This window comes from Sinomicrobium kalidii (assembly GCF_021183825.1).
GTDB lineage: Bacteria > Bacteroidota > Bacteroidia > Flavobacteriales > Flavobacteriaceae > Sinomicrobium > Sinomicrobium kalidii.
In genome coordinates this window covers 2,356,782-2,379,995 of record NZ_CP089211.1, presented here as the reverse complement: position 1 = coordinate 2,379,995, position 23,214 = coordinate 2,356,782, and the positions used below count along the sequence as shown (strand labels likewise).

The 23,214-nt window shown below is 43.7% G+C and carries 21 protein-coding genes; 6 read left to right on the top strand and 15 right to left on the bottom strand.

Going from position 1 to position 23,214, the window contains the following annotated elements; translation table 11 throughout:
* Positions 1-3: 3 nt before the first annotated feature.
* The 10 genes from LS482_RS09585 to LS482_RS09540 form a co-directional block, all read right to left on the bottom strand.
* Positions 4-2,790 (bottom strand): hypothetical protein, encoded by a 2,787-nt coding sequence (locus LS482_RS09585; protein ID WP_233031562.1) that lies wholly within the window; start codon positions 2,788-2,790, stop codon positions 4-6.
* On the bottom strand, positions 2,774-3,757 hold the full coding sequence (locus tag LS482_RS09580) for a tail fiber protein (RefSeq protein ID WP_233031561.1): 984 nt from the start codon (positions 3,755-3,757) through the stop codon (positions 2,774-2,776). Before LS482_RS09580 ends, LS482_RS09585 begins: the two co-directional genes overlap by 17 nt.
* The gene (locus LS482_RS09575) at positions 3,754-4,623 is read right to left on the bottom strand and encodes a hypothetical protein (protein ID WP_233031560.1); all 870 of its coding nucleotides are present in this window, start codon (positions 4,621-4,623) and stop codon (positions 3,754-3,756) included. The genes LS482_RS09580 and LS482_RS09575 overlap by 4 nt, the downstream gene beginning before the upstream one ends.
* Positions 4,620-5,477 carry a hypothetical protein gene (locus LS482_RS09570; RefSeq protein WP_233031559.1) on the bottom strand — a complete coding sequence of 286 codons (858 nt, stop codon included), beginning with the start codon at positions 5,475-5,477 and terminating at the stop codon, positions 4,620-4,622. The genes LS482_RS09575 and LS482_RS09570 overlap by 4 nt, the downstream gene beginning before the upstream one ends.
* A 2-nt stretch (positions 5,478-5,479) precedes the next feature.
* Positions 5,480-6,382: a hypothetical protein gene (locus tag LS482_RS09565; protein WP_233031558.1), complete on the bottom strand. Its 903-nt coding sequence runs from the start codon at positions 6,380-6,382 to the stop codon at positions 5,480-5,482.
* Positions 6,383-7,580: 1,198 nt separating this feature from the next.
* Positions 7,581-8,144, bottom strand: a complete 564-nt coding sequence (locus LS482_RS09560; protein ID WP_233031557.1) for a hypothetical protein — start codon at positions 8,142-8,144, stop codon at positions 7,581-7,583.
* Positions 8,145-8,146: 2 nt separating this feature from the next.
* Entirely contained in the window at positions 8,147-8,785 is a 639-nt protein-coding gene (locus LS482_RS09555; protein WP_233031556.1) for a fibronectin type III domain-containing protein, read from the bottom strand.
* 321 nt (positions 8,786-9,106) lie between these two features.
* The gene (locus LS482_RS09550; RefSeq protein ID WP_233031555.1) at positions 9,107-9,619 is read right to left on the bottom strand and encodes a C40 family peptidase; all 513 of its coding nucleotides are present in this window, start codon (positions 9,617-9,619) and stop codon (positions 9,107-9,109) included.
* Positions 9,538-9,999 (bottom strand): hypothetical protein, encoded by a 462-nt coding sequence (locus LS482_RS09545; RefSeq protein WP_233031554.1) that lies wholly within the window; start codon positions 9,997-9,999, stop codon positions 9,538-9,540. Before LS482_RS09545 ends, LS482_RS09550 begins: the two co-directional genes overlap by 82 nt.
* Before the next feature lie 376 nt (positions 10,000-10,375).
* Positions 10,376-10,639 (bottom strand): hypothetical protein, encoded by a 264-nt coding sequence (locus tag LS482_RS09540; protein ID WP_233031553.1) that lies wholly within the window; start codon positions 10,637-10,639, stop codon positions 10,376-10,378.
* Positions 10,640-11,243: 604 nt separating this feature from the next.
* On the opposite strand from LS482_RS09540, the gene LS482_RS09535 reads away from it, so the two are divergent.
* The 3 genes from LS482_RS09535 to LS482_RS09525 all read left to right on the top strand — a co-directional run bounded on the left by LS482_RS09535 (position 11,244) and on the right by LS482_RS09525 (position 14,303).
* Positions 11,244-12,620 (top strand): helix-turn-helix transcriptional regulator, encoded by a 1,377-nt coding sequence (locus tag LS482_RS09535; protein WP_233031552.1) that lies wholly within the window; start codon positions 11,244-11,246, stop codon positions 12,618-12,620.
* 236 nt (positions 12,621-12,856) lie between these two features.
* A complete protein-coding gene (locus LS482_RS09530) occupies positions 12,857-13,801 on the top strand; it encodes an AraC family transcriptional regulator (RefSeq protein WP_233031551.1) in 945 nt (314 codons plus the stop codon).
* 220 nt (positions 13,802-14,021) lie between these two features.
* On the top strand, positions 14,022-14,303 hold the full coding sequence (locus LS482_RS09525) for a DUF6520 family protein (RefSeq protein ID WP_233031550.1): 282 nt from the start codon (positions 14,022-14,024) through the stop codon (positions 14,301-14,303).
* A gap of 77 nt (positions 14,304-14,380) precedes the next feature.
* Here the strand turns inward: LS482_RS09525 and LS482_RS09520 are convergent, their stop codons facing one another.
* The 4 genes from LS482_RS09520 to LS482_RS09505 form a co-directional block, all read right to left on the bottom strand.
* Complete coding sequence (locus tag LS482_RS09520) at positions 14,381-14,971, bottom strand: TlpA family protein disulfide reductase (protein ID WP_233031549.1); 591 nt, start codon at positions 14,969-14,971, stop codon at positions 14,381-14,383.
* A 13-nt stretch (positions 14,972-14,984) separates the two neighbouring features.
* Positions 14,985-16,337, bottom strand: coding sequence for a RagB/SusD family nutrient uptake outer membrane protein (locus tag LS482_RS09515; protein WP_233031548.1), 1,353 nt, complete (start codon positions 16,335-16,337; stop codon positions 14,985-14,987).
* Positions 16,338-16,355: 18 nt separating this feature from the next.
* On the bottom strand, positions 16,356-19,304 hold the full coding sequence (locus LS482_RS09510) for a SusC/RagA family TonB-linked outer membrane protein (protein WP_233031813.1): 2,949 nt from the start codon (positions 19,302-19,304) through the stop codon (positions 16,356-16,358).
* 288 nt (positions 19,305-19,592) lie between these two features.
* The gene (locus LS482_RS09505; RefSeq protein WP_233031547.1) at positions 19,593-19,742 is read right to left on the bottom strand and encodes a hypothetical protein; all 150 of its coding nucleotides are present in this window, start codon (positions 19,740-19,742) and stop codon (positions 19,593-19,595) included.
* Between the two features lie 451 nt (positions 19,743-20,193).
* Between LS482_RS09505 and LS482_RS09500 the strand changes: the two genes are divergently transcribed.
* On the top strand, positions 20,194-20,442 hold the full coding sequence (locus tag LS482_RS09500; protein ID WP_233031546.1) for a helix-turn-helix domain-containing protein: 249 nt from the start codon (positions 20,194-20,196) through the stop codon (positions 20,440-20,442).
* Positions 20,443-20,592: 150 nt separating this feature from the next.
* Here the strand turns inward: LS482_RS09500 and LS482_RS09495 are convergent, their stop codons facing one another.
* Positions 20,593-21,207, bottom strand: coding sequence for a magnetosome magnetite crystal formation protein family (locus LS482_RS09495; protein WP_233031545.1), 615 nt, complete (start codon positions 21,205-21,207; stop codon positions 20,593-20,595).
* A gap of 260 nt (positions 21,208-21,467) precedes the next feature.
* On the opposite strand from LS482_RS09495, the gene LS482_RS09490 reads away from it, so the two are divergent.
* Both LS482_RS09490 and LS482_RS09485 read left to right on the top strand, forming a co-directional pair.
* Positions 21,468-22,031, top strand: a complete 564-nt coding sequence (locus LS482_RS09490; protein ID WP_233031544.1) for an REP-associated tyrosine transposase — start codon at positions 21,468-21,470, stop codon at positions 22,029-22,031.
* Positions 22,032-22,354: 323 nt separating this feature from the next.
* Positions 22,355-23,038, top strand: a complete 684-nt coding sequence (locus LS482_RS09485) for an Abi family protein (RefSeq protein WP_233031543.1) — start codon at positions 22,355-22,357, stop codon at positions 23,036-23,038.
* Positions 23,039-23,214: the final 176 nt, after the last annotated feature.

Here is a 23,214-nt window from a genome sequence, read left to right as displayed (position 1 = left end):
GGGTCAATTTTTATAGTGATATTTGTATTCTTCCAACAATTTATCGTCCTCATCTTTGACAAATTCAAGACGGCTAAAAGGGTCGTACGTATACGTAGTCTTTCCTCCCCGCGGATCAACAATGGTACTTGTGCCGATCAAGGGTTTATGTATGTATGTAGTAACCCGGGCATCGGGCAAAGAATTATGAATATTATCCAATGCCGTGGCTAATTGGGATTCTGTACCATTATTAGATGCATCCCTGGCTGCAGCTATAAGAGTGGAAGGAATATCGGCATAGGATTTATTTTTTATTTCAGCAATAAGGTGCTGGTTTCCATAACCGTAGATGTAGGATATTGAGGATGCAGGAGCCCCTGTATTGCCCGGCTTTGAAACCTGGACCGGTTTGCCATCCATATACACAAAGGAAGCTTTCTCCTCATAGTTGTCCGGAACATAATCCGGAGCATTGCTATTATTACCCTGTCCCTTATTATAATGGTAGGATGTTTTAATATTACCATTGGCATCATAGGCAAAATACTGTCCGTAAATAAGGCTCCCCTGGTTATCGCTAAATACCTGCTTGCTTATTGGTAAAGCCCCGGGCAGGTGCTGCAGTCCATATTCGTTGGAATAATCCAGGGGATATGTATAGTTTATTGTAATTTTGTCTGCATTCGTATCATTAGTAATATAACTTGTGGTACTTCCCGACACAGATCGTGTTAGCCGGGAATTGATAATTTCGGTTTCCGGTAACAACTTATCGTTATACTGGTAATTTTTCATAATAGTAACCGGATGGAGAGAGGCAGATTCATGATCCAGAAATTCAGTGGTCGCTATCTGTACAGGAAGATTAGCCGTATTTCCGAAGCGTGTTTGATTCCATCCGGTAGTATATCCTAAACGCATCCCCGAATTATCTCCTGATATCTGCATGCAGATTTTATCGGCAAGCACATTCCAGTTTATTGTTTCCTGTGTTCCGATAGAAGCATACTCATATTCTGTTATTTTAAGTAATGTATTAGTGCCTTTATAAGCTTTTACGGTTTTAGGAACAGCGTGACGGCGACCGTAATAGGGTTCCGATATATAGTTGTATTCTTTGTCAAACCAAATCTGCCCGTCCGTGTGGCGTACAACTACTTTTTCATAATAATGTCCCGTAGGAACCAGGTTGGATTCGGCGACAAATGATGAATAATAGGAAACCGACTCTCCTACCTCTTTCCGTGTAAAGTGGATCATAGACTCCATATCGTTACCCACCAGGCCGGAATAGGTGTACTGTTTGCGGTTATAACTCTTTCCATCGGTATCCTTATCTTCTATAGTTTTTATTCGTAATCCGCCAGAATATTTGTTGCCTTCTTTGTTCGGTTCATAAGTGAATTCCGTACTTCCTCCTGTGGGATATTCTATTTTTTTCAGTATCCCTGCCTGAATATAACCCTCACCCAATGAACGATTCCCTGCATTATTGTCCAAATATTGCGGGTCATTGCTGAACAAAGACTCCAGTGCAGGACTCCTGTGCACCAGGGTAGGGTTAGTGGTTACACCATTATAATACCCGAAAAAATCTTTTGAGAATGATGCTTTTTGCGGTAACGGTCTGGCATCATAATAAAACGTATATCCCGGTTTGGGAATGTTATTACTACCCGTTTCATAAACCCCTTTAAGTTTCAGTCTGGGATCCCCGTTAAACTTGTCGTATATAAAGTTAAATGTTCTTTTGTTTCCCTTTAAAAGGTCGTTTACCGTTATCCTGGTAAGTTTTCTTTTCCAATGGGACAGGTTATTATCTGTTGTATAATCGAATATGATTTCTACATGATCGGTATAAATCCTTTTAATCAGTTGCATGGTATAATCATAATGATTGGATGTAGCACTTTTCTTCCCTTTAGGATTGTTATCCGGACTACAGGATTTAACCTTGGTTAAATGGTGTGAAGTTTGTAAAAGTTCATAGTTTAAATTATAGGGTTCATATTCAAAATGTATGGCATTACCATTTTTAGTAGTTATTTGGGACAACATCCAGCCCGTAGGATGGTCTTCATATTCATAACCATCATAATCATAATTACCTCCTTGTATAATGCTTGAATAGGATATGGAATTACTGCCGAATTCTTTATCGGCTCCAAAGGAAAAAATGTTGCCATGCAGGTCTTTCGCCGTAAAACTCAAACCTTGCGACTCAACGTGAGGAATGAGTTCAAGCTGGTCCTCTCTACTCTTTAAAAGTGTACTGTCTTTTTTAAATATAAAGTCTCCGGAATATCCTAAGAAGCCATAACTAAAATCATCTGGGTTATGATCGTTATTCTCTGCCTTATCCCTGGTCTGATTCTGCCAGCTCACCTGGTACAGATCGTTGGCATACCAGCTGTTCGATATGGAAGTATAATTGGGATCTAACCAGCCTTGTTCTTCGTCTGCTTTATTTTTTATAGTTCGAAAAATCCCTCCTCCTACATTTAAGGTCCATTTCAACCCCACAGCTGTTGCCAGTTCATCTACTTGTACACCGGAAGCATGATATGATAATGATATAGGAACTTCTATGTTATCTTCCACAAGGGAATAAATAGGAATTTTTATATCCGGAATTCCCGTGGAAGTATTCACCGGAATATCTCCGTAGACAGTGAACCCGAATGCGTTGGGAGTTTGGGGGAGTTCTATATTGTTATAATCTATATAATACTGTTCGGACTCCGGAAGGTCCTGCCCGTAACCGCTTAAACAAAAAACACCAAAAATCAATTTAATTATCCTTTTCATCTTTAGTTTTTTTTGAATTATTTTCTTCACAGGTTGTTTTATCTTTCCCAATCAGAGTCTCCAACAACCTTTCTTGTTGTCGATTTTCCTCCTTCAACTCAAATATGTATAACGTCAACTCCTCCACCTTCTCCAACAATTTCAGGTTCATCTCTTTCAAGTTAATTCCTTCTTCTTCCATCTCCTTAGCAGAAGGAATCCCCGGTAAATGTCCTTTTTCTTTTATATGGGCTTGTACTTCTTCCAGGGAACGCAGCTCATAACCCTCCTTAAATACATAATCCGGGGCTACGGCACCGTTCAGGTCCACTTTGACTTCTTTCGTATGGATATCCCCGTTAACCGTTAATTTGGCATCCGGAAGATCAGTCCCTATACCTACTTTGCCCGAAAAAACGGATTTTGAATAGTGGTGATATGCTGCATTGTTCGGTGTAAAATCTTCGAGGCTGTTATAAACCTCTTCGTGAAGCACCTCGTTTTGTTGCGTGTTGTAATAAGAAATCAGCTTCATCTGTTCCGGGGCAGTAGATATTGCCCATCCGGTAAACCGAAAACCTGAAGTGAATGGAGCATTACGGTAAGGAACTTTCAGGGCCAGGTAAAGTGTTCCATTATATCGTACTTTCTTCAACTCCCACTGTTCAGTTGCATAGGAACCGTTATTATTATAGTTATTTATAGAGGTTACACTGCCATATGTAGTGGTATAGGAAGAACTGGTATTGATATAAGCCAACTCCGTACGGTCATGTCCTCCTCCACGTATGCCCACCAAGGTTCCGGCAGCAAGATTTTTAGGAATCTGTTCTCCATCATAAATAGCATGTAGCAAAATCACAGTACGTGTATATGCAGTGTGTCCTGGGATCTTAATAGATACATGATTTCCGGGAGCAATATCCGTTACCGTTTGTCCGTAAAATGTAAGGGGGAGTGCAAATAATAAAAGTAAAAGTTTTTTCATTTTTCAGATTGTTTAAGGTTGGCCAGTTCGGTTTCCAGCTTTTTAATTCTTTTTTCCTGTTCTATAGTGTAGAGCATTAATTCTTCAATCTTTTGCAAGAGTTTAGCATCCATCTCCCCTAAATGAATACCGTTCTCCTTAACCTCTTTGGTATTGGGAATGTCTTTTAAATGGCCTTTCTCCTTGATATGTTGTTCTACTTCTTCCAGCGTAGGCAGGTTGTAATCTTCTTTAAAAACAAAATCGCTCCAGCCATTCAGATCGACTTTAACTTCCTTACTATGAATTACACCATTTACCGCCAATTTAGCATCCGGTGATGTAGTGCCTATACCTGCATTACCGTTATACCCCAAAAAGAAGCTGTCTTCTCCGTAATTCACCCGGCCCACCTTGGCCGAAACCACAACATTGCCCCCTCCGTCGGGCAGTGTTCCTCCTATAATTTCCCCACCGCTCCATACAGACTGGTTCTGGTATACGGATAACACCGGAATATCTTTGGTAAAATTAACTTCGAGATAGGATTGGGTACCGTCGTAGGTGATCCGGGCTTTAGACCAAAGGCCTCCGTTACTGAGTGAAACGATATTGAGGCCTCCATAATTAGACCATCCTTTGAACCAGGAGATCTTAACGATCCTTGGTGTTGTGGCTCCTCCCCTGGTAAACAATACCATTTCATTGTATCCCCGTCCGGCCGATGCGTCCAGCGTGGCAACCCTTTTCCACCCGGCAGCATCTACGATAACATTTTTGGTGACTTCGGTCTGGGCATTTCCATTTAAAAAGGTGAGGAACAAGAGGGTGGTCAATAATGCTTTGCTCATCATTGTTCCGGACATAAAGTGTGCTGATGTTTTCATTTTGATTGCTTTTTAAACTGGTCAATTTCTTTTTGTTGTTTCCTGTTTTCCTTTATCAGGCTGTTTATCCTTTCGTGTTGTTGTCGGTTTTCCTTTTTTAATTCAAGCACATACAGGGTCAATTCCTCTATTTTCCGTAACAACTTCGCATCCATCTCTCCCAGGAATATCCCGTTTTCTGCTACCTCTTTGGCACTGGGGATATCCTTTAAATGCCCTTTTTCTTTGATGTGCTGTTCTACCTCTTCCAGGGTGGGCAGGCGATAATCCTTTTCAAAGACAAAGTCGCTCCAGCCGGTTTCTACCTTGATCTCTTTGGCACGGATATTACCATTTACAGCGAGTTTCCAGCTTCCGGGTGAAGAAGTACCAATACCTACCATACCATCTGTATAGTAAAGCCCGTTTCCCTTTCGTTGCCAATGATAAGAAGACCCAAAGACATCAGGCTCTGCATCGGTTTCATCGACTTGCATTTCCTGGACTAAAACACGAACTCTATAATTATTGCTATGATTTGTTCTTATTTTTACCACATTATCATCAACGGTTAGTAAAGGATGATTGGAAATAGAACCTGCTAATGTTACCTCCCTGAGATTCCATAGCGATGTATCCACATTGTACCATACCAGATATTCCGCACCGGTATTGGTACCTGTTCCCCTGGTGACCAAATGCACCTTGTAAACACTTTCTTTAGGCAATGAATTGCCCGATGCATCAGTGAGTTCTACCATGACCGAATTGCTCACTGAAACATTTTTTTCAAAAAAACTGATGCCTGTTTGCGCTCTTAAGGCTGTAATAGAAAGTGAAAAAAATATAAAGGCAAGTAACTTTTGAATATTCATTTCTATTTGTTTTGGAGTTGATTAATTAAATTCATTATTTGTTCTTGTTGTTTCTTATTTTCCTTTTTTAATTCAATGATATAAAGAGTTAATTCTTCTATCTTCTGTAGCAATTTAGCATCCATCTCTCCCAGGAATATTCCGTTTTCTTCTACCTCTTTGGTACTGGGAATATCTTTTAAATGCCCCTTTTCTTTAATGTGCTGTTCTACCTCTTCCAGGGTGGGCAGGTTATAATCTTTTTCAAACACAAAATCACTCCAGCCGGTTTCTACCTTGATTTCCCTGGCACGTATTTTACCATTTATGGCAAGTTTCCAATTACCCGGATTAACTGTGCCAACACCTAAATTCCCATTAGCGGTCAACCTCATCGACTCAACTAATGCGTTACCATCTTTCACATAAAATGCCAAATCTCCTTTCTGGTGACTATTCACACCTCTTCTGGCCTGGATTTGCGCTAAAACAGAAACCGATAAAAAACTTCTGTTATAAAACTTTAATGCCCCTAAAGGACTATCATTTGCTCCTCCAGCCCCTTGAATTACTATATCCCCATTTACATCCAATCTTTCCATAGGATTGACAGTCCCGATACCTACATTTCCTCCTCTGAATAATATTTTATCCGTATTGTTTTCTACCGTTATATTAAAGGAAGTCAGGTCGTTATTAAGTCCCATCCAGGTTTTCCTTGTTCCGGAACTGTCCTTCCAACTAGTATATAGCCATGAATCATTAGAAGTCTGAAAGGTTAAAATATTATCAATACCAGACTTTAAATGTAATGGAGTATTGGGTGCGGTTGTTCCAATCCCCACACTACCGGAACTCGGAAACGTATTGGTCTGAGCATAAAAAGCGATAGGAGCCATTAAAAAAAGAAGTATTGTTCTTTTCATTGGTGTTAAGTTTTTACAATTATATGTTCAATGTCAATATTGACAGGTTGTACAAATCCGTGCCGGTTCCCGGGGCAGGACAGTCTTCTGTTTTTAGGGGGGAGTGAAAAATGTATCCTGACTGTTGTCCGGTCAGGGTTTAGGGGAAAGAAGTAATTTTTACTTCATTAGCTTTCCGGTTTTATTTATAGCACACAAGATACTTTTTCTCTTTTTCAAAAAAGTCAATCCCGTGTTACCTTTTTATTAAAAGTCATCATTTGATGTTGTAATATTATGGAAAAATGGAATAAACAGCAACACTTTGTTCCCTGCATTTATAAATTTCAGGTATTACTTTTGTATTTTATGTTGCATCATGTCTCCCGTAATTACTTAATAATAAGATATGTATAAAATATATACCTACATCATACAATTAAAAACCAGGTGATTGTAATTTTCTGATGGAAATCATATAAATTACCTTTATTCCCCGTTAATCTCTCCTTCGAAGGAGCAAAAGAAATCAATATTTACCGCAATCCCTTACGGAAATCCGCAATTTACTTCGGTTTACCACAACAACGGTAACCTTCCCTGATTGAAAAGGTATTGTTTCTCAACTTTAAAAGCCTGGAGAACACCCATAAACACAACCCTGTTTACACCGGAAGGGATTAAGTACGCCGCATACACAATTAAGTGCACCGCGTACAGGGTTGCTTATGCAGCATACACAACTGCTTGAGCGGCGAACAGGGTTATGTTCGCGGCATAAGGGATTAAGTACACCGCATACACAATTAAGTGCACCGCGTACAGGGTTGCTTATGCAGCATACACAACTGCTTAAGCAGCTAACAGGGTTATGTTTGCGGCATAAAGGATTAAGTATGCCGCATACACAATTAAGTTTACTGCATACAGGGTTACTTATGCGGCATACACAACTGCTTGAGCGGCGAACAGGGTTATGTTTGCGGCATAACGGATTAAGTCTGCCGCATACACAATTAAGTTTACCGCGTACAGGGTTGCTTATGCGGCGTAAGCAATTGCCTAAGCGGCGAACAGGACTATGTTCGCAGCATAAGGGATTAAGTACGCCGTATACACAACTACAAAAGCGGCGAACTTAACTAAGTCCGCCGCTTAAGGGGTTGCCTTTGCGGCATACCCGCCCCGGTTCGGTGTAAACACATTCCCTTAAATGGAGTTATTTGGGCTTCTTCGGGAATAAAAACCTGAGGAGTTTCCATAGCCTAAAGTGTTTCCGGAACACCCGGGCAAGAATGGCAAGAACAATGACCACCAGGATGATCAGCCACCAGCACCTCCCGATCCCGATATTTATCGGGACGGGGGTACCGGTACGCTCCACGGCCTTTGCTTCGTATCGCTGTGCCTCCGCAGTATGCGTGCTGTCCTGCAGTTGACGTCTTTCCTGCCGGGTATGGTTGTGGTGTTCCTTTTGCAATGCATCCAAAACGGTGTGACGCTTGCCGTAGATCACCACCTTTTCAGCCGCCCCGCTAAAGCCCGAACCGGGGTGATAGCTAAAGCGGCCTACGGGTTTGATAGCCACCGCTTCCAGCTGTTGACCAACCTCATGTACCTGTAGCACCGACAAGCTGTCGAGCTGTTCGACGGACATGGCGCGGAAGCCGAGTACACGGGCTTCCCGGCGCTCTTTCATTTCGCTTTGCCGGTGGCGATGAGTACTGCAGGCCATCATACAGCAGCCGGCCCAAAGGAGCAGTAACTTTAACGCGCTGTCCATGATCATGCCTTTACCTCGGCCCGCATCGATGATACGGGGCTCCAGGCGCTTATCCCGTTCTTGTTGCGCGCCCGGACCCGGAAATAATACATTACCCCGTCCTGTACGGGCGCATGGAAATTACCGCGTGAGCTGGATGTACGCCCGATAGCCTGCCATACGGGCTGCCCGTTCGCATTCACCGTATCGGCGATCTGCATCTCGTACTCGTAGGCTTCCCGTACCGCCGGGAAATCCAGTAAGATCTCGCCCGGCCTCCGCGAAGCACGGATCTGCGTCCATTCACAGGCCCCGGGAACACCGATACTGCCGGGGGTGGCTACGGGATAGAAGCCCGAACTGAGCTGTACGGAAGCCAGGTTAGTAAAGTTGTTGATATAGGTCGTCACCCGCCGCATCATGGTAACCAGGGCGGCGCGGGCTTCCTCCTTTTCCTTCGTTTCCCGGAGGTTGCCACCCGCAGCGGTAATGGCCTGTTTCTCCAGGTAATCCTCTGCTACGGGGGCGTATTCCTCCAACGGGGGGTTCAGCTCCGGGAAATTCGTGTTCTCCCCCAGGGCATCCAGGGTGCGTGTGGCCAGTACGGCCAGTTCGCCATCCGTAAGATGGGTATAATTCGTGATTAATTTCGGTCGTCTCATTTTTTTGAATTTTTAATGTTTTACATTCGATTTTAGTCAAAACCTACAAGGCTCCTCCCTTCAGACGAAGGGAGGTACCCCCAGCGAAGCGAAGGGGGGAGGGTTTGACAGCCCAAGTCATAGGGCTAATTCCCTAACATTTATGTTTTTACCATGGCCTGGGCTTTCTAACCCTCCGACCGGACTAAAGTCCGCCCACCTCCCTTTATCATCCCGATGACTATCGGGAGGGAGGAGCTTTTGAGATTTGTTCAAGTACAGGATTCATTCTCACAACTAAGATTTTACGCATCCATCGTAGTTTTGAGCTATGCATCCGCGTTAGTGATCTGTCCACCGCGCAATAACAGCAAGGGTATGAACGGGGCGCCGTTTGCGTACCACGGCATTGTCTACATTGCCTTCTACCGTATAGGCCCAGTTACCTGTCCACCGGTCGATAAAGCCGGCGTGGGCTATACGGCCCGGGCGGGCATTATAGAGGCCGAAAACATCGCCGGCGCGAGGGGGTTGCTGTCCCCCTTCCCTGCGGGTCCGGATCACCTTGCGCTCCGGGAAGAGTGCGGGGCTCCAGGGCGTTCGGGGTTGTGCGTAGCCTGCCCTGCCGAAACAGAAGCTTACGAATGCGGCGCACCAGTTGTAGCCTTCACCCAGGCCGGTATAGCGGAGGTACTCCCCTACCCGCCGGCCATCGTTCTGCCCGGTGGCTTCTTTGACACCCACTTCGGCCGTGTATACCCGGCGCAGGGCGCTTACATCAGTTGCGAAAGCCAGGTGGCCATACCCCAGAACAAGGATACATAACCACCGAGATAAATACATAGGTGTTGCCATGAGCTTAGTTTTATGGAATGTGTGGTAAAAGCGCTGTCCAGCAGCCGTCTGAAGCTGCGGTACAGTTGTGTGGCCAACAGGCCCGCCAGCAGGTGGCAGGCGGCTGTGCCCAGCAGCACCAGGAGCAGCAGGCTCAGGGTACCGGCATCTACGACGGCCGCGGTGGGGTCCGCCAGCCGCAGCAGCGGTCCGGCATAGAGGAAGGCCGACAGCAGGATAAGGAGCAGGGCGGCCTGTTTTGCCCATCTTCGCAGGTGCCGGGGTCGCGGCCCCTGGGCCTTGTCGTGCAGGAAGTCGATATAGTCGTCTTCCGGCTTTACTTTCCGCAGCGGGAACTGTTCCGGCTGCGGGGGGCTTTGGATTTCTTTTTGTGTGTTCATTGTTTTTGTTTTTTATGGTTAATTCCAGAGTACGGTCTCTTTGTGATCATCACAAACATAGCGGGCGTATGGCGGGTATCAAAATCCGCGGACGACTACGGACAGATACGGACAACTACGGACAGTACTGTCCGCGAAAAGCAGGGGATTTTTAGTCCCGATATCCCGATGGTTATCGGGATCGGGATGGAGTCCTGGAGTTGGGGAGTTGAGGAGTTGAAAAGATTATTTTTTTCTCCCCTTGAGGGGAGATGCCGAAGGCAGAGGGGTGTCTTCCAACTCCAAAACTCATCAACTCATCAACTAAAAAAAACCACCCCACGAAATGCGGGGCGGCTGTATTTACGGGCTGTTTGCCCGGTCAGGTGCCTTGTTGCTATTTGTTTTGCAGGTTCTGTACGGCCTCGCGGTCGAAGTAGTCGCGGTTGCCGATACGGAGTTTGGGGAAAAGAAGCTTATTTTTGACGTGTTTGTAGAAGGTACTGCGGCCGATGCCCAGCTCCCGCAGTATCCAGGTGACCTCCACCAACTCGGGCAGATCGGCCTCTTTTGGCGTTCGTTGCCCGAAATGTTCCTGGAGCAACTTCCTGATCTCCTGAAGCTCGCGTACGATCAGGCTTGACATCTCGGTAGTCTCCATAGTGCATTGCTGATTATGTTCAATGTTCGGCCATGCGGTGATGCCATAAAAAAGGGATTGTTCTTCACCGGGGTAGTTTCGGGCGGTATTCCGGCCCTTTCTGGTGCATGTGGATCGTATAAGAAAAGTCCAAGCTATAAAAAACGATTTAAAAAAGCAGTAAAACCCTGATTCCTGCCTTAAAATAATCCCTCTCCCGCTATTTTACTCCCCGAACAGGCCATATTTTTCCCAAAAACAGACCTGTTCACCCGGGGCAAACGCATCATAATATGAATAATTCCATATTTAAGGTTCCAGGTTCAAAGTTTCAAGTTCAGTTGCCGGTTTCCTGTTTCCGGTTGTTAATATTGTTGTTTTGTATATTCAAACTCCAAAACTCCCGAACTCCAAAATTCAATACTCATAATTTTCAATCTTTTTCAATCACCACAAATCACCAACGCCCCTCGTCATCCCGTCTTTCATCCCCCCATCATCTGTCTTCCTGTATATGGTGCGTTTGCCCTGCCCGTTCACTGGTTTAAAGCCGGTTACGGAAAACCGTATTTTTTTAACCCGGGCTTTTAGTATCTTAATTGATTGTTGTCAAAAAAATAACGGCATGCCCCGGTTCCTGGAAAACAAATACGCCCGTTTATGGATAGGCCAGGGTATCCTGTATATCGTCTATAAGCAGGATACTGTTCTGGACCTCCGTGCTGCCGTACGCCTGACCTCGGACCGGGTTTCCCTGCAGGGCAAAAAGCCGTACCCGGTTGTTGTGGATTTCCGGGGGGTGAAAGACCTTACCCGGGAGGCCAGGGACTATTTTGTCCATGAAGGGGCCATGTATATCAGTGTCTTAGGCGTTTATGCCACTTCGCCCCTGGGCAGGCTTATGGCTTATTTTTACGTAAAGGCCAATGTCCCGGCCATTCCTACCGGGATATTTCCCTTAAAAAAAGAGGCCCTGCATTATGTAAAAACCACGGTCCGGGGAGCACGTGATCCCGAAGCCATCCGGAAACAACACCGTATAAGGGCCGTATACCCCGAAAATTTCAAAGCACAGATCGAACACCTGCAGGGGATGTTCCTGGCCCTGGCTACGGGAAATTTTCAATGCCGTATGGAACGCTCCTATAAAGACGACTCCTGGGAATATATGACCGTATTGTTCAATATGACCGCCGAAGAACTGGATGCGGCCTTTGTACCCAAGGAGCACGCCAAACGGCTTGGCACGGCACAGCTGTCGGGACGTACCGCTTTTGTCCTGGACAGGCACTTCTGTATCCGTGAATTTCACCCGGAAGTGATCAAAACCCTGGGCCTGGATGCCGGCACGATGGCAGACCTGCCGTTTACTGCCCTGCTGGCCAAAGATTCCTTCGGCCCCTGGAATGAAATGGTTCACCGGTTACAAAAGCAAACAGACGTCACCGTTATACTGTATGTAAAAACAGGCAGCGGGCTCTTCCTGCCCGTTTCCTGCCGGGTCGCTGCCCTTTGCGGTACGGGTTCAGAATCGCAGAAAGCCCTTTCGGTCACCTTCCTGGGCACAGGGTATGACCAGGAGAAATACACCGTTCATGGTTCGGGGGAGCCTCCTGTAAAGAAGAAGAAAGCCCGGGGCAGCAGCCGCAGCTATCTTACCCGTGCCGACCGGCAGGTCATTGACAACGTCCGTATCTACATCCTGCACCATGTGGATGAACCCCTGCTGTCCTTAAAAGAACTGGCCCATCTTTTCGGTACGAACGAGTTTAAACTGAAAAACGGCTTCCGGAGGATGCTCGGCACCACGGTTTTCCGGTTCCAGCGGGCGGAACGTATGAAAAGGGCAAAACTGCTGGTGCTCAATACCAACGTGCCCCTGAAAGATATTGCCCGGAGTATAGGCTATGCCAGCGCTTCCCATTTTTATAAGGCTTTTAAGGAAATATACGGGAAAACGCCGCATAAGTTCAGGAAATGCTTCGGGGCCAGGGAAGATTAGCGGTGGTTTTTGTATATGGCTTTAGTTATTAGGTTACTAAGTTATTGAGTTATTCAGGCAGCACCCATGAACTCAATAACTTAACTTAGTAACTCAACAACGCCTATTAACAAGATTTTTCCGAGACCTTTTCCGTGAAATACTCCTTTTTGCGCCACATATAATCCCTTTCGGGCCACGAAGATACCTTAACTTTATACCGGTTAAAATCACAGCAAAGCATAAACCCCTATGCTATGAAAACACCATACAACCTGGTCTTTAAACCGCAGGAATTAGTATACGCCAACCCCGTCGAAAAGCTGCCCGAATGGTGCCGTTTCCCGATCTCTTTTGCCGAGCGGTGTCAGTATTACCGTTTGCGGGATATGGAGATCGTAAGCCAGCAAATCCACTGTTCCCCGTTTTATATCGATATGTTTGAAATCAGGGCCAACAATCCCATGTATCTCCGGTTTAAAATTCCAAGGCGACAATTGTTCCTCTATTTTATGCTCGGAGGTACTCTGTCTATCTCTTCCGGAAGTAAGTGCCCTGTTACACAGGTTCACGCCAATACATTTGCCATGCTGTATTATGGCAGCGGACAGTATATGGCCCATACCGGCAAGGGGCATCACCCTGTTCTGTTTGTAAATATGGCCCCGGAATGGCTGGAAAACATCAGCACGGATTTTCCCGGCCTTCAGTTTATACTCGAAAAATTCAGGTATAGCCCCAGGCCCTACCACCTTATGCACCCCTGCCGTATAGACCGCAGGGTACAACGCTGGCTTTATAAGGTATATAGCTACTCCAGGAACAATATGGGTGCCCTGGACGGCAACCTGCGTAAGTATCTCTCGTATATACTGGGGTACTATAATTCCGTATTGGGACCACAGTATCACAAGCTGGCCTACCGGGTTAAAATGTACCTCGACGACCATTATCGCAGCAGTCTTTTAAATGCCAGGTTCCTCGCTTTGCAATTTCAGGTGACCGAGCGTACGCTACGCAACCATTTTAAACGGGAGTATGGTATAACACCACACGAATACTACAGCAAACTCAGGATCACCGATGCCATTGCGCAAATGGAACACAGCAATTTAAGCGCAAAGGATGTTTACGTATCCGTTGGTTACAACGATGAACGATCCTTTCGCTATGCCCTTAGCCGGTACCTGAAAAACAGGTAAAACCAAACTTTAACATAAAAAGGAAAAAAACGGAAAGGTTTTGACCGGGTTTGCAGAATTTTTACCGTTTTTTTCTTTCAGGTGCAAAAACCCCGGCATAATTTTACACCTATAATCCCACCGACCCGGCAGCCTTTCGGGATTAGGGGCTGCCTGTAAGCTCGTGCCGCCCGATGGTACGAATCATTTAACCCATTTATTAACCTTAAAATTTACTACTATGAAACGTTTAAAATTTGCCCTTGCGGCTATGGTTATAGCCGTCGGCGTAGTTGGGGTGTTTGCGTTTAGTGCAGATGAAAAGGAGCCTGTACAACAAATGTACGACCTAAAGGAGACCATTAATGGTCCGGTGCTTTTTACCGGAACTGCTGCTCAAATCGATAGTCATAGCGACATAAACTACGAAGAATGCACAGGAGATGGCCAAAATTGTACTTACGTATTTGAAGCAGGTACTTCTACTCGTGAAACTTCCTTGGAAAGGCACCAAGTGGAATAAACCTTAAATTAATAACCTATGCAAGCATAGTACCTTCTTGGAGAAAGGTGCTATGCTTGCCTATTTTTAACATTGAATCATTTGTTTTCTACTGGGTTTTCATTTACCCAGCCATTTGACAGAAAAAAAGCAATATTTTCCCTGTTAACCTCTTTTGGTCTCGTTAAGGCCCTCACAATTCCATCGGGATCTAACCAAGATTTTTTCGGGTCAAGGCCCCCCACCATAAAATCTTTATAAAGATCCCCAGATACAAGGTTAGTCCTAACACCATCTTTATTATAGGTGTAGCTTGCGCTATTGATGACAAACGTTAATTTAAGATTTCGTAAGAGTGGTTTACTATCAAGAAAATCTTTTACTACCTTAATGTCTTCTTCCGGACTTACACACAGAATAAGCATGTCATTACCAAACTCGCGTTGAAGGGAATCCAACTTGGGCAATGCTCTAACACACGGTTTACAACGCCTGCCCCAGAAATTGATGATCAGGTTTCTATTGCCCTGCAATTCTTTAACGGTAGTCCATTCGCCGTTGTGAACTAATTGCACTTTATAGTCCTGGAGCAGGCTATCTCCGATTTTAACCTGTCTTTTATCCTGACCATACACGATTGATTGCACGAATAGCAATCCCAAAATAATACAAATACAGTTTTTCATCATCTTTTATTTAAATTTAATATCCAAAGTTTTGAGTGAGTAAGGGGTTTTTATCCCGCTCTGTTCTGGGTATGGGGTACAGTGCCATAAATTCCTGCCAGTTTGGTTTCCGTTTTGGCATTACTTCATTTATGGTTTGCCATCGTTTAAGATCGAAAAAGTGGAGTCCGTTTTCTGTAAAGAGTTCCCGCTCCCGCTCAATAGCCACCTGGTTCATTCCTTGAAGTTGGTCGCCCGTCAATACTATATCCGGTAAACCTGCCCTATTGCGGATAACATTCAAATCGCCGGTAGCCGCATCATAATTGTTTAATCGGATGTTGGCTTCGGCCCTTATGAGATATTGCTCTGCCAAACGTAACAACATGGTGTATTCAGCGCTGTTACCTGTTGTCGTACCTCGCAATTTATATTTGGCAGGGTAGGCATAAATGTTTTCGTCTATTGCCCTGGTTCCTGTCCATAAGTTTTTACGCATATCTCCTTCGTCAAAACTGTCAATAAATTGAGGTGGAAGCAGGATTGTGGGAACCGAGCTTTCCGATGAAGGCGGTACCATAGCCGATAAATGACTATACCCGCTTTCTCTCCACAATTGAAGAATGGCTTCATCGCCATTTTTGATAAATACATCCTCCAATGGGGGAAGTTCATCTAAGTATTCCGAATTAATCACTTCTGTTGCATAAAACAGCGCCTGTTCCCAATCCTCCAGGTAGAGGAAAACCCTTGATAAAAGTGCATTGGCGGCCATCTTATCCGCCCTGGTCTTCTCTTCATCCGGGTATACGGACAATAGTTCTATGGCCTGTTCCAGGTCATCTGTTATTTGCGTGTAAATAGTGCCGCTTTTTTCACGAGGGGCAATGGCAGTTTGATCAACACTGGTATCGAGAATTAATGGCACATCGCCAAAAATATTAACCAAATAAAAATAACAGTAGGCACGTATAAACCTGCTTTCACCGATAAGCCTGTTTCTCAGTTGATCTGAAAATGCAGATGCTGTCGATAGACCTTCGAGTGCCGCATTGGCCTGGTAAATTACATTATAAAGGGCTCTCCACACATTAAGAACGTAACTATTGTCCGTCTGAAGATTATTATTAATAAAATCGGCATATAATGAACTTGTACTTGTTGATGTGACCTCCCCGGTGTATAGCGCCACTCTCGAAATGAAATTGGTTTCAAAAGTGCCCAGCGAAGCATATAGGTTCAAGGTAGCCTGAAGGGCGAGCGTTGAATCGGAGAAAATCCTGTTGGCGGTTACCTCGGTAGAAGGTTCCGGAATTTTGATCATTTCTTCGCATGAGTATATCAAAGACATGCTCACTGCAAAAAGGAGGATATATATACGTTTTCTCATTTTCAAAAGGTTTGAGTTTTACAATCGGATAGAACAACCTATCGTAAAGGAACGTAAGGTTGGCGCTCCAAGGGATGAATTAGCGACTTCAGGATCATTACTGCTCAATGGCGACCAGGTCAATACATTTTGTGCCCGGCCAAACACTTCAACGGATGAAAGACGAAGCTGTTTGGCAATGGCGTCCGGAAATCGATACCGCAAGGCTATATTTTTTAATCTCACATAGGAAGCATTCTTTAAGGAAGCGTTTGATCCGTTCAGGTATGATAATGCTGAACCGGCCTCCCTGTTGCTTATCAAATAGGCCTTTTGCACATTGGTAATATCTCCGGAGCTTTGCCACCGACTAAAAGCATCAGAAAATTTGTTGTTATTCAGAGGACCTGGAGCCATGTATGAGTAAATATCCACTACGGATTGCTGCTTTACAAATTGAAAGAATATGTCCAGGCTTATACCTTTAAACTGAAACTGATTGCTCCAGCCCCCGTAAAAATCGGGGCTGGTTTTCCCTCGCGCGGTAAGATCGTGGGGATAGGTAATAGCCCCGTCTCCATTCAAATCCTCAAACATGGCAATACCGGTTTCCGGATCAATACCCGAATAACGATAACCTTTAACATTGCTCAGGTCTTTACCAACGGTATATTGATTGGCATAGCTCGAATTTTCCAGCCCGGGATATCGTACCAGCCTGTTCTTTGGGAAAGTCATATTAAAAGAGCTATTCCAGGAAAAGGATTTCTGTTTTACCGGTACTGCGGATAATTCAATTTCCCAGCCCGTATTTTTTACCAATGCGGGGAGGTTTGCCTGATAATCGCCAAACGGGCCGCTTATATAAGGAATGGGATAGGCGATCAATTGATTATCACTTTGATGGTTGAAATAGGAAAAGGTAGTCTCCAATCGGTTATTAAAAAAACCTAATTCCACCGTTCCTTCCAGCTTTTTTGTGGTTTCCCATTGGTAATTAGCGTTTGAGATGTTGGAAGGATTAAGCGCATTCATACCCATGTAGGTATATGTATTGCTGTATGTCGCTAAGTATTGATAATCCGGGATCTGGTCGTTTCCGACGAGTCCATAACTGCCTCGTATCTTACCGAAACTTAAAAAAGACCAATTTTCCTTAATGCCTTTTTCTTCAGAAAATATCCATCCTATACCAATGGCCCCGAAATTCCCAAATTGATTCCCCGGTCCAAAGCGGCTCGATCCATCTCTTCTCAGGTTAATGTTCAGTAAATATTTATTCCGGTAATTATAGTTTAGACGGCTGAATATTGAGGCGTATTTATATTGGCCGTAAGTGTTACCTGCGCTGCTTATTCTTCCCGCAGCCCCTAAGTTTTCCAAAAAGAGATCATTTGCATAATCGTCGGCATAGATCCGTTCCATTGCTCTTTCGGTTTTTTGCCATGACATCCCGAGGAGCACACCAACTTTCCCAAATTTACCGGACGTGGAAAAGTATAACTGTGGTTCGGCAAGTAATGTCGAAGTATTTTGGTTTCCGAAATAGGCCTTGTTTGTTGCCCCACCCAGCGGGGGATTTTGTGAAGTGGCAGGGTTTGCTGCCCAGCTTTTCATGGCTGTCGAAGTATATCCCAAACTTGTCTTGAATGAAAGGGAAGGAAAAATTTGATAACTGAGGACCAAATTAGTAACGAAATTAGCTGTTTTGTTGGTTGCTTTCTGCTGTAAGTAAGCTGCCGGATTTCGAGAAGCTTCCCAATTGTAGGAACCATCTTCCAGATAAACAGGAAAATTGGGAGGTAATGCTGCCATCTGCAAGACTCCCATGTCTTTTAAGGTTTTATTGTCGTCTTTCGTATAATTTAAGGTGGCCTGCAGACTGAATTTTTTATTTGAAGAACGATGATTAACATTAAGGTGCCCACCGTATCGACTATATAGTAAGTCTCCGGGCAATACAGAACCTTCCCGATGATAATTAAGACCCAGCAAAAATTGCGTTAATTCCGATCCGCCGGAAAAGGAACTTTGCAGACGGGTCAAGGGAGCACTATTTCCCATCAGGTAATCCTGCCAATCCGTGCTTTGCGTCGTATCCCATACCATGAGATCGGGCGCATAACCGGGATCGAGAGGATCTGCAGAGGGTTCCACACCTTCATTGCTATACGCTTCCCGGCGTAACGTTAAATACTCTTGCAGCGATAGATATTCTGCTTTACGGCTTACCTGGCTCATACCTTGTGAAAAATTAAGGGAGACTGTCGGGGTATGGGCTTTGCCCTTTTTTGTGGTTATCAAAATGACTCCATTGGCCCCGCAGCTTCCATAAATTGCAGTTGCATCCGCATCTTTTAATACTTCAATACTCGCTATATCATCAGGAGAAAGACTATTAAGAGGGCTCACCTGGCCATTAAGAAAACTCAGATCAGATGTTCCAATGGTGAGAGTATTGGATGAAAACGGAACCCCGTCAACAACAAATAGCGGCTCCACTCCTGCTGCAATGGACTGCCTGCCGCGTATTTGTACTTTAACGTTCCCTCCTGGTAAGCCATTTGTAGTTTGTATAAATACACCGGGAATGCGACCAGACAAAGCAGACAATACATTTGTTACGGGTTGATTTTCTATTTCTTTGGCTTTTAGTTTGCCAACCGATCCCGTGTTTAGCCGCTTTGTCGTTGTTCCATAGCCGATTACTACCGCTTCATCCAACATCGACAGAGAAACCTTTAACTGAATGTCAATTCTCACAAGACCGTTTACAGGCTTTTCCACAGTCTTAAACCCCACATAAGAATACACCAGCGTATCCTTCGGGGAAGCCATAATCGAATAAGTCCCGTCAAAATCAGAAATAGTCCCTTGCCCTTTCCCGGACACAATGATGTTGACCCCGCCCAAAGGCTCGCCGTTACTATCGGTAACCGTCCCGGTAATTTGGTGTTGCGCAGTAGTTTGAAAAGGCGGCGATGCCATGAGCGGTACAGGCAAACCAAGTAAAATCAGGGCAATAGTAATGGAGCACCGGCAGGACAGGCCCACTAATGTTGCGTGTTTCATAATTTGTTATATTTGAGTGTTAGCGAATAAAGCACCTATAACCCGGAAGGGGCAAGAAAAATGGTTACAGGATATTATGGAAGGGGTGTATTTCTGTTGCAGCGCTCATCACAAGGTTTTTATCATAGACCGGTGTTTTGAATAATTAAACATTCGTGTATCTATGGCTATTTAAACCCGGGCCGTGGTGCGGCCGTCTGCCTTCTAAGCAGGTGGCCCCTGCCGGAGTTTCCGCATATCGTTTGCAATTTCCTCCATAAGCCTGCGGTTGCTTTCCTTCAATTCCAGGAACCGGGCTGCTTCCGCTTCCCAGCGCTGTTGCAGGGCCAGTATACGAGTGTTGAGTACATCCATGATTTACAAGTTTTAAATGATTAATAGTATATAAAAGCCTGTTGTTTGGTGGGGAGGTAAAATGCAGTGCTCATGTAAATGGGTTGCGAAACTTCCCGGCTGTTTTGGGGATGCCGAAGAAACTTTTGGCTTTAGAGGTAAAGAAGCGTTGGCTAACTACCCAGAAGTACAAAAAATGGGCGTGGAAACTCAACTTATCTAGCAGCGGTACTGGTAGGAACCGTGTAACGATAAGTGAGCCCACGCCCGGGTCGTGAGCTACTTTCACTTATCATCCCGTTACATAAAAATTACCAGTTTTCTGCTAGAGACTCTAAGCGAATAGCTTCTAATATTTTTTGCTATAGAAGTATCGCAAATATATGTTTATCTGAGGCGAATATATAAAATTATTTTGTTATAACACATATATGTGTCTAAGTTTTTTTGAAATAATGGCAACTTTTATAGAATGAAAAATGATGATTTAGATAAGTTGCTCATAAACATTGGCAAGATTATAAGAAAGCTTAGGGAAGAAGAAGATATTTCTCAACTCACCCTGGGTAATGATGTAGGACTGTCAGCCAATCAAATTGGCCGTATAGAACGAGCTGAAGGAAACCCAACCGTCAAAAGCCTTTTTGGCATTGCCAAGCACTATAATATTGATATTAGTGATTTTTTTAAGGACCCCGCCACTATTGAGGCCAAAAAGTAGCTTAAAGTAACCGATAATGCGCAACCCCAAATGACACCCCGATGAAATCCTTTTAGCGCTTGAATTATACTTTCGTTTAGAACCGGGGCAAATGCACACTAGAAATGAAGAAATAATCCAAATATCTAATCTTCTCCTTCCCTGTTAAAACTAATTTTTTAAAAATCGAATGGAAGGAAAGTATTTTAATTCCTTTCCATCATGGATTCGAAATGCATTTATAACTATAAAAACAATATTAATCACATACATAATTATCCAAATTAACTGAGCATCAGCCCAGTGATTTTGCTTAAAATGAATATCAATATTAAAAATTTGAAGAAAAATTTCAATGGTCATATACAATAATGGAGTAATTAAAAATGGCATAAAAAAGAAAAGTATCGTCCATGTAATCTCAAAATTAATTAATTTTTTAGCGACTATATCAAGATCTTTGATCTTGTCCTTTTTTGATATCCATACTAAAGATGGCACTAATATCCCAAGTAAAGGAAAAAAAATAAAGGTCAAGGCAGATAAATTTAATTTCTTTAAAAAATCGATATCCTCTATTTGCTTCCAATTCATCAATTCATTAGGGGTAACTTTCAACGCATCTGATAGTTTCCGACATGTGTCTCCATTAGGTGTTGTTTCCCCTTTTTCAATTCTTTGAATAATTCTAATACTTAACCCTGATTCTTCTGCAAGTAATTCCTGTGAAACCCCTTGGCTTCTCCTTAAATTCTTTACGATATTTCCTAAATTTTGTCCACACATAATATTTGAGTTAATATTTCAAGAACAAAGCTATTCAGATTTAATTTTTATGATAATGTCATAATGACGACATTTTTACGTCATCTTTGCTAAGATGCATTTAATACTACAAAATAAGAACACATTTACACTATAAAATATATGAAGGAAGATTTTATATGGCCCGCTGCCGCACGATTGCATCGTGTGGCATCTTTAATTTCCTGAGCTTTACTCACGGCCGTGTTTTTCCGGAAATGAAAAATCTGTACATTTAGCCTATGAGCAGAAACTATAAGTTCCATAACCCGGAGGGCCTATACTTTGTGAGCTTTGCTGTAGTGGAGTGGCTGGATGTTTTTACCAGGAATGAATATAAGAACCTGCTGTTGGAAAGTCTGGCGTTTTGCCAAAAAGAGAAAGGTATGGAAATTGTGGCCTGGTGTATTATGACCAACCATATGCATTTAGTCTTCAGGAGTATAAACGGGCAGCATCCCGCATTGCTGCTGGGTGATTTTAAACGGTTTACAAGCAAAGCGATAGTAAAGGAAATACGGGATAATCCGAGAGAAAGCAGAAAAGAGTTTTTGCTCGAAAGGTTTAAAAAAGCAGCAGGAAAGTCGTCCAACGTTACCGGATATCAGTTTTGGCGACACGACAACAAACCTGTTGAGCTTTGGAGCAATAAAGTTATACAGGAAAAGATCGACTATATTCACAACAATCCGGTAGATGCAGGCTTCGTATTTCGGCCCGAAGATTATGTTTACAGCAGTGCTGTGGATTATTCGGGAGAAAAGGGGCTGTTGGATAATGTGCTTGTTTTTCAGTATTTTGGTTAAAAGATAAGAAAGTTATAGATGGGTTAGTTTGAGCCACACGATGCAATCGTGCGGCAGCGGGAAAAGAATCAATGCAGACAATATTACTGAGTACACTTTTAGACTGATAAAGGAATTACCATCGAAAATGGTGAAGCAAGCGATACATGCTGTTGGTGATTATTGGTTGGATAGCAATTAAAGGAGAGGAAAGGTAAAGAACCGAATTGCCATAAAAAACGAAACCCGCCAGTTTGAATCGCTTCAGGGACTACCGGGAATAAGATGTTACAAAATTAGCAAATAATTGCATAATTTGCAAATAATTGGTAATTATTCAATGTATGAGGTACACGGAATTTGAAAGTATTCTGACACCGGCCCGTATGAGCCGGTATGTAGCAGCTTGTCAGGGCAATACCAAAAAGGCCATGACACTCTACCGTTTAAATCTCAGGCTGTCCCAGGAATTATTCACCGTTATCAGTTGCTTTGAAGTGACTTTGCGCAATGCCATAGATAGCCATTGTTTAAGAACTTTGGGCAGTGATTGGCTTAAAACCGCAGCATCCCGTAATGGTGTTTTTGACACCCCGCGTTGCAAACTAACTGCAACAAGCATCAGGGAAGCGGTAAAAAAGCTCAATCATTCTTATACCCATAACAAATTGGTGGCCGAACTTGGTTTTGGTTTTTGGAGATATATGTTTGCACAATATCAATACAGGGCCACGGGAAAAACATTACTAAAGATTTTTCCCGCCAAACCTACCAGTACACCGACACACCAGTATAATCAAAACTATATATTTAACCAACTGGCCGAAATCAATAATATAAGAAACAGGGTTGCTCACCATGAGCCTATCTGTTTTATGCCTAATCGACCTATAAAAGATACGACCTATGCCAGGCAACACTACGTTTTAATACGACAGCTTTTTCAATGGATGAACATTGATGAGGCGGCATTGCTGTACGGACTCGATCATATCAATACCGTATGTAGAAAAATAGATGATTTATGAGTTGATTTCTGCTGACAGGTCAATACATCAATTGCGAAAGCATTTAAGTATAAGTCGATATCCAAACTTTTCGACTTCCCAACGCCAAAATACGACATGATACGATTAACATTGAAAGTTCCTGCTACCCTTACAGAAAAATGGGAGGGCACGGAGTAAGTCTGTGGAGGTGGGGA

Coding starts and splice junctions, on each gene's coding strand:
- LS482_RS09585 (WP_233031562.1), bottom strand. CDS start 2,790: ATGAAAAGGATAATTAAATTGATTTTTGGTGTTTTTTGTTTAAGCGGT.
- LS482_RS09580 (WP_233031561.1), bottom strand. CDS start 3,757: ATGAAAAAACTTTTACTTTTATTATTTGCACTCCCCCTTACATTTTAC.
- LS482_RS09575 (WP_233031560.1), bottom strand. CDS start 4,623: ATGAAAACATCAGCACACTTTATGTCCGGAACAATGATGAGCAAAGCA.
- LS482_RS09570 (WP_233031559.1), bottom strand. CDS start 5,477: ATGAATATTCAAAAGTTACTTGCCTTTATATTTTTTTCACTTTCTATT.
- LS482_RS09565 (WP_233031558.1), bottom strand. CDS start 6,382: ATGAAAAGAACAATACTTCTTTTTTTAATGGCTCCTATCGCTTTTTAT.
- LS482_RS09560 (WP_233031557.1), bottom strand. CDS start 8,144: ATGGACAGCGCGTTAAAGTTACTGCTCCTTTGGGCCGGCTGCTGTATG.
- LS482_RS09555 (WP_233031556.1), bottom strand. CDS start 8,785: ATGAGACGACCGAAATTAATCACGAATTATACCCATCTTACGGATGGC.
- LS482_RS09550 (WP_233031555.1), bottom strand. CDS start 9,619: ATGGCAACACCTATGTATTTATCTCGGTGGTTATGTATCCTTGTTCTG.
- LS482_RS09545 (WP_233031554.1), bottom strand. CDS start 9,999: ATGAACACACAAAAAGAAATCCAAAGCCCCCCGCAGCCGGAACAGTTC.
- LS482_RS09540 (WP_233031553.1), bottom strand. CDS start 10,639: ATGGAGACTACCGAGATGTCAAGCCTGATCGTACGCGAGCTTCAGGAG.
- LS482_RS09535 (WP_233031552.1), top strand. CDS start 11,244: ATGCCCCGGTTCCTGGAAAACAAATACGCCCGTTTATGGATAGGCCAG.
- LS482_RS09530 (WP_233031551.1), top strand. CDS start 12,857: ATGAAAACACCATACAACCTGGTCTTTAAACCGCAGGAATTAGTATAC.
- LS482_RS09525 (WP_233031550.1), top strand. CDS start 14,022: ATGAAACGTTTAAAATTTGCCCTTGCGGCTATGGTTATAGCCGTCGGC.
- LS482_RS09520 (WP_233031549.1), bottom strand. CDS start 14,971: ATGATGAAAAACTGTATTTGTATTATTTTGGGATTGCTATTCGTGCAA.
- LS482_RS09515 (WP_233031548.1), bottom strand. CDS start 16,337: ATGAGAAAACGTATATATATCCTCCTTTTTGCAGTGAGCATGTCTTTG.
- LS482_RS09510 (WP_233031813.1), bottom strand. CDS start 19,304: ATGGCATCGCCGCCTTTTCAAACTACTGCGCAACACCAAATTACCGGG.
- LS482_RS09505 (WP_233031547.1), bottom strand. CDS start 19,742: ATGGATGTACTCAACACTCGTATACTGGCCCTGCAACAGCGCTGGGAA.
- LS482_RS09500 (WP_233031546.1), top strand. CDS start 20,194: ATGAAAAATGATGATTTAGATAAGTTGCTCATAAACATTGGCAAGATT.
- LS482_RS09495 (WP_233031545.1), bottom strand. CDS start 21,207: ATGTGTGGACAAAATTTAGGAAATATCGTAAAGAATTTAAGGAGAAGC.
- LS482_RS09490 (WP_233031544.1), top strand. CDS start 21,468: ATGAGCAGAAACTATAAGTTCCATAACCCGGAGGGCCTATACTTTGTG.
- LS482_RS09485 (WP_233031543.1), top strand. CDS start 22,355: ATGAGGTACACGGAATTTGAAAGTATTCTGACACCGGCCCGTATGAGC.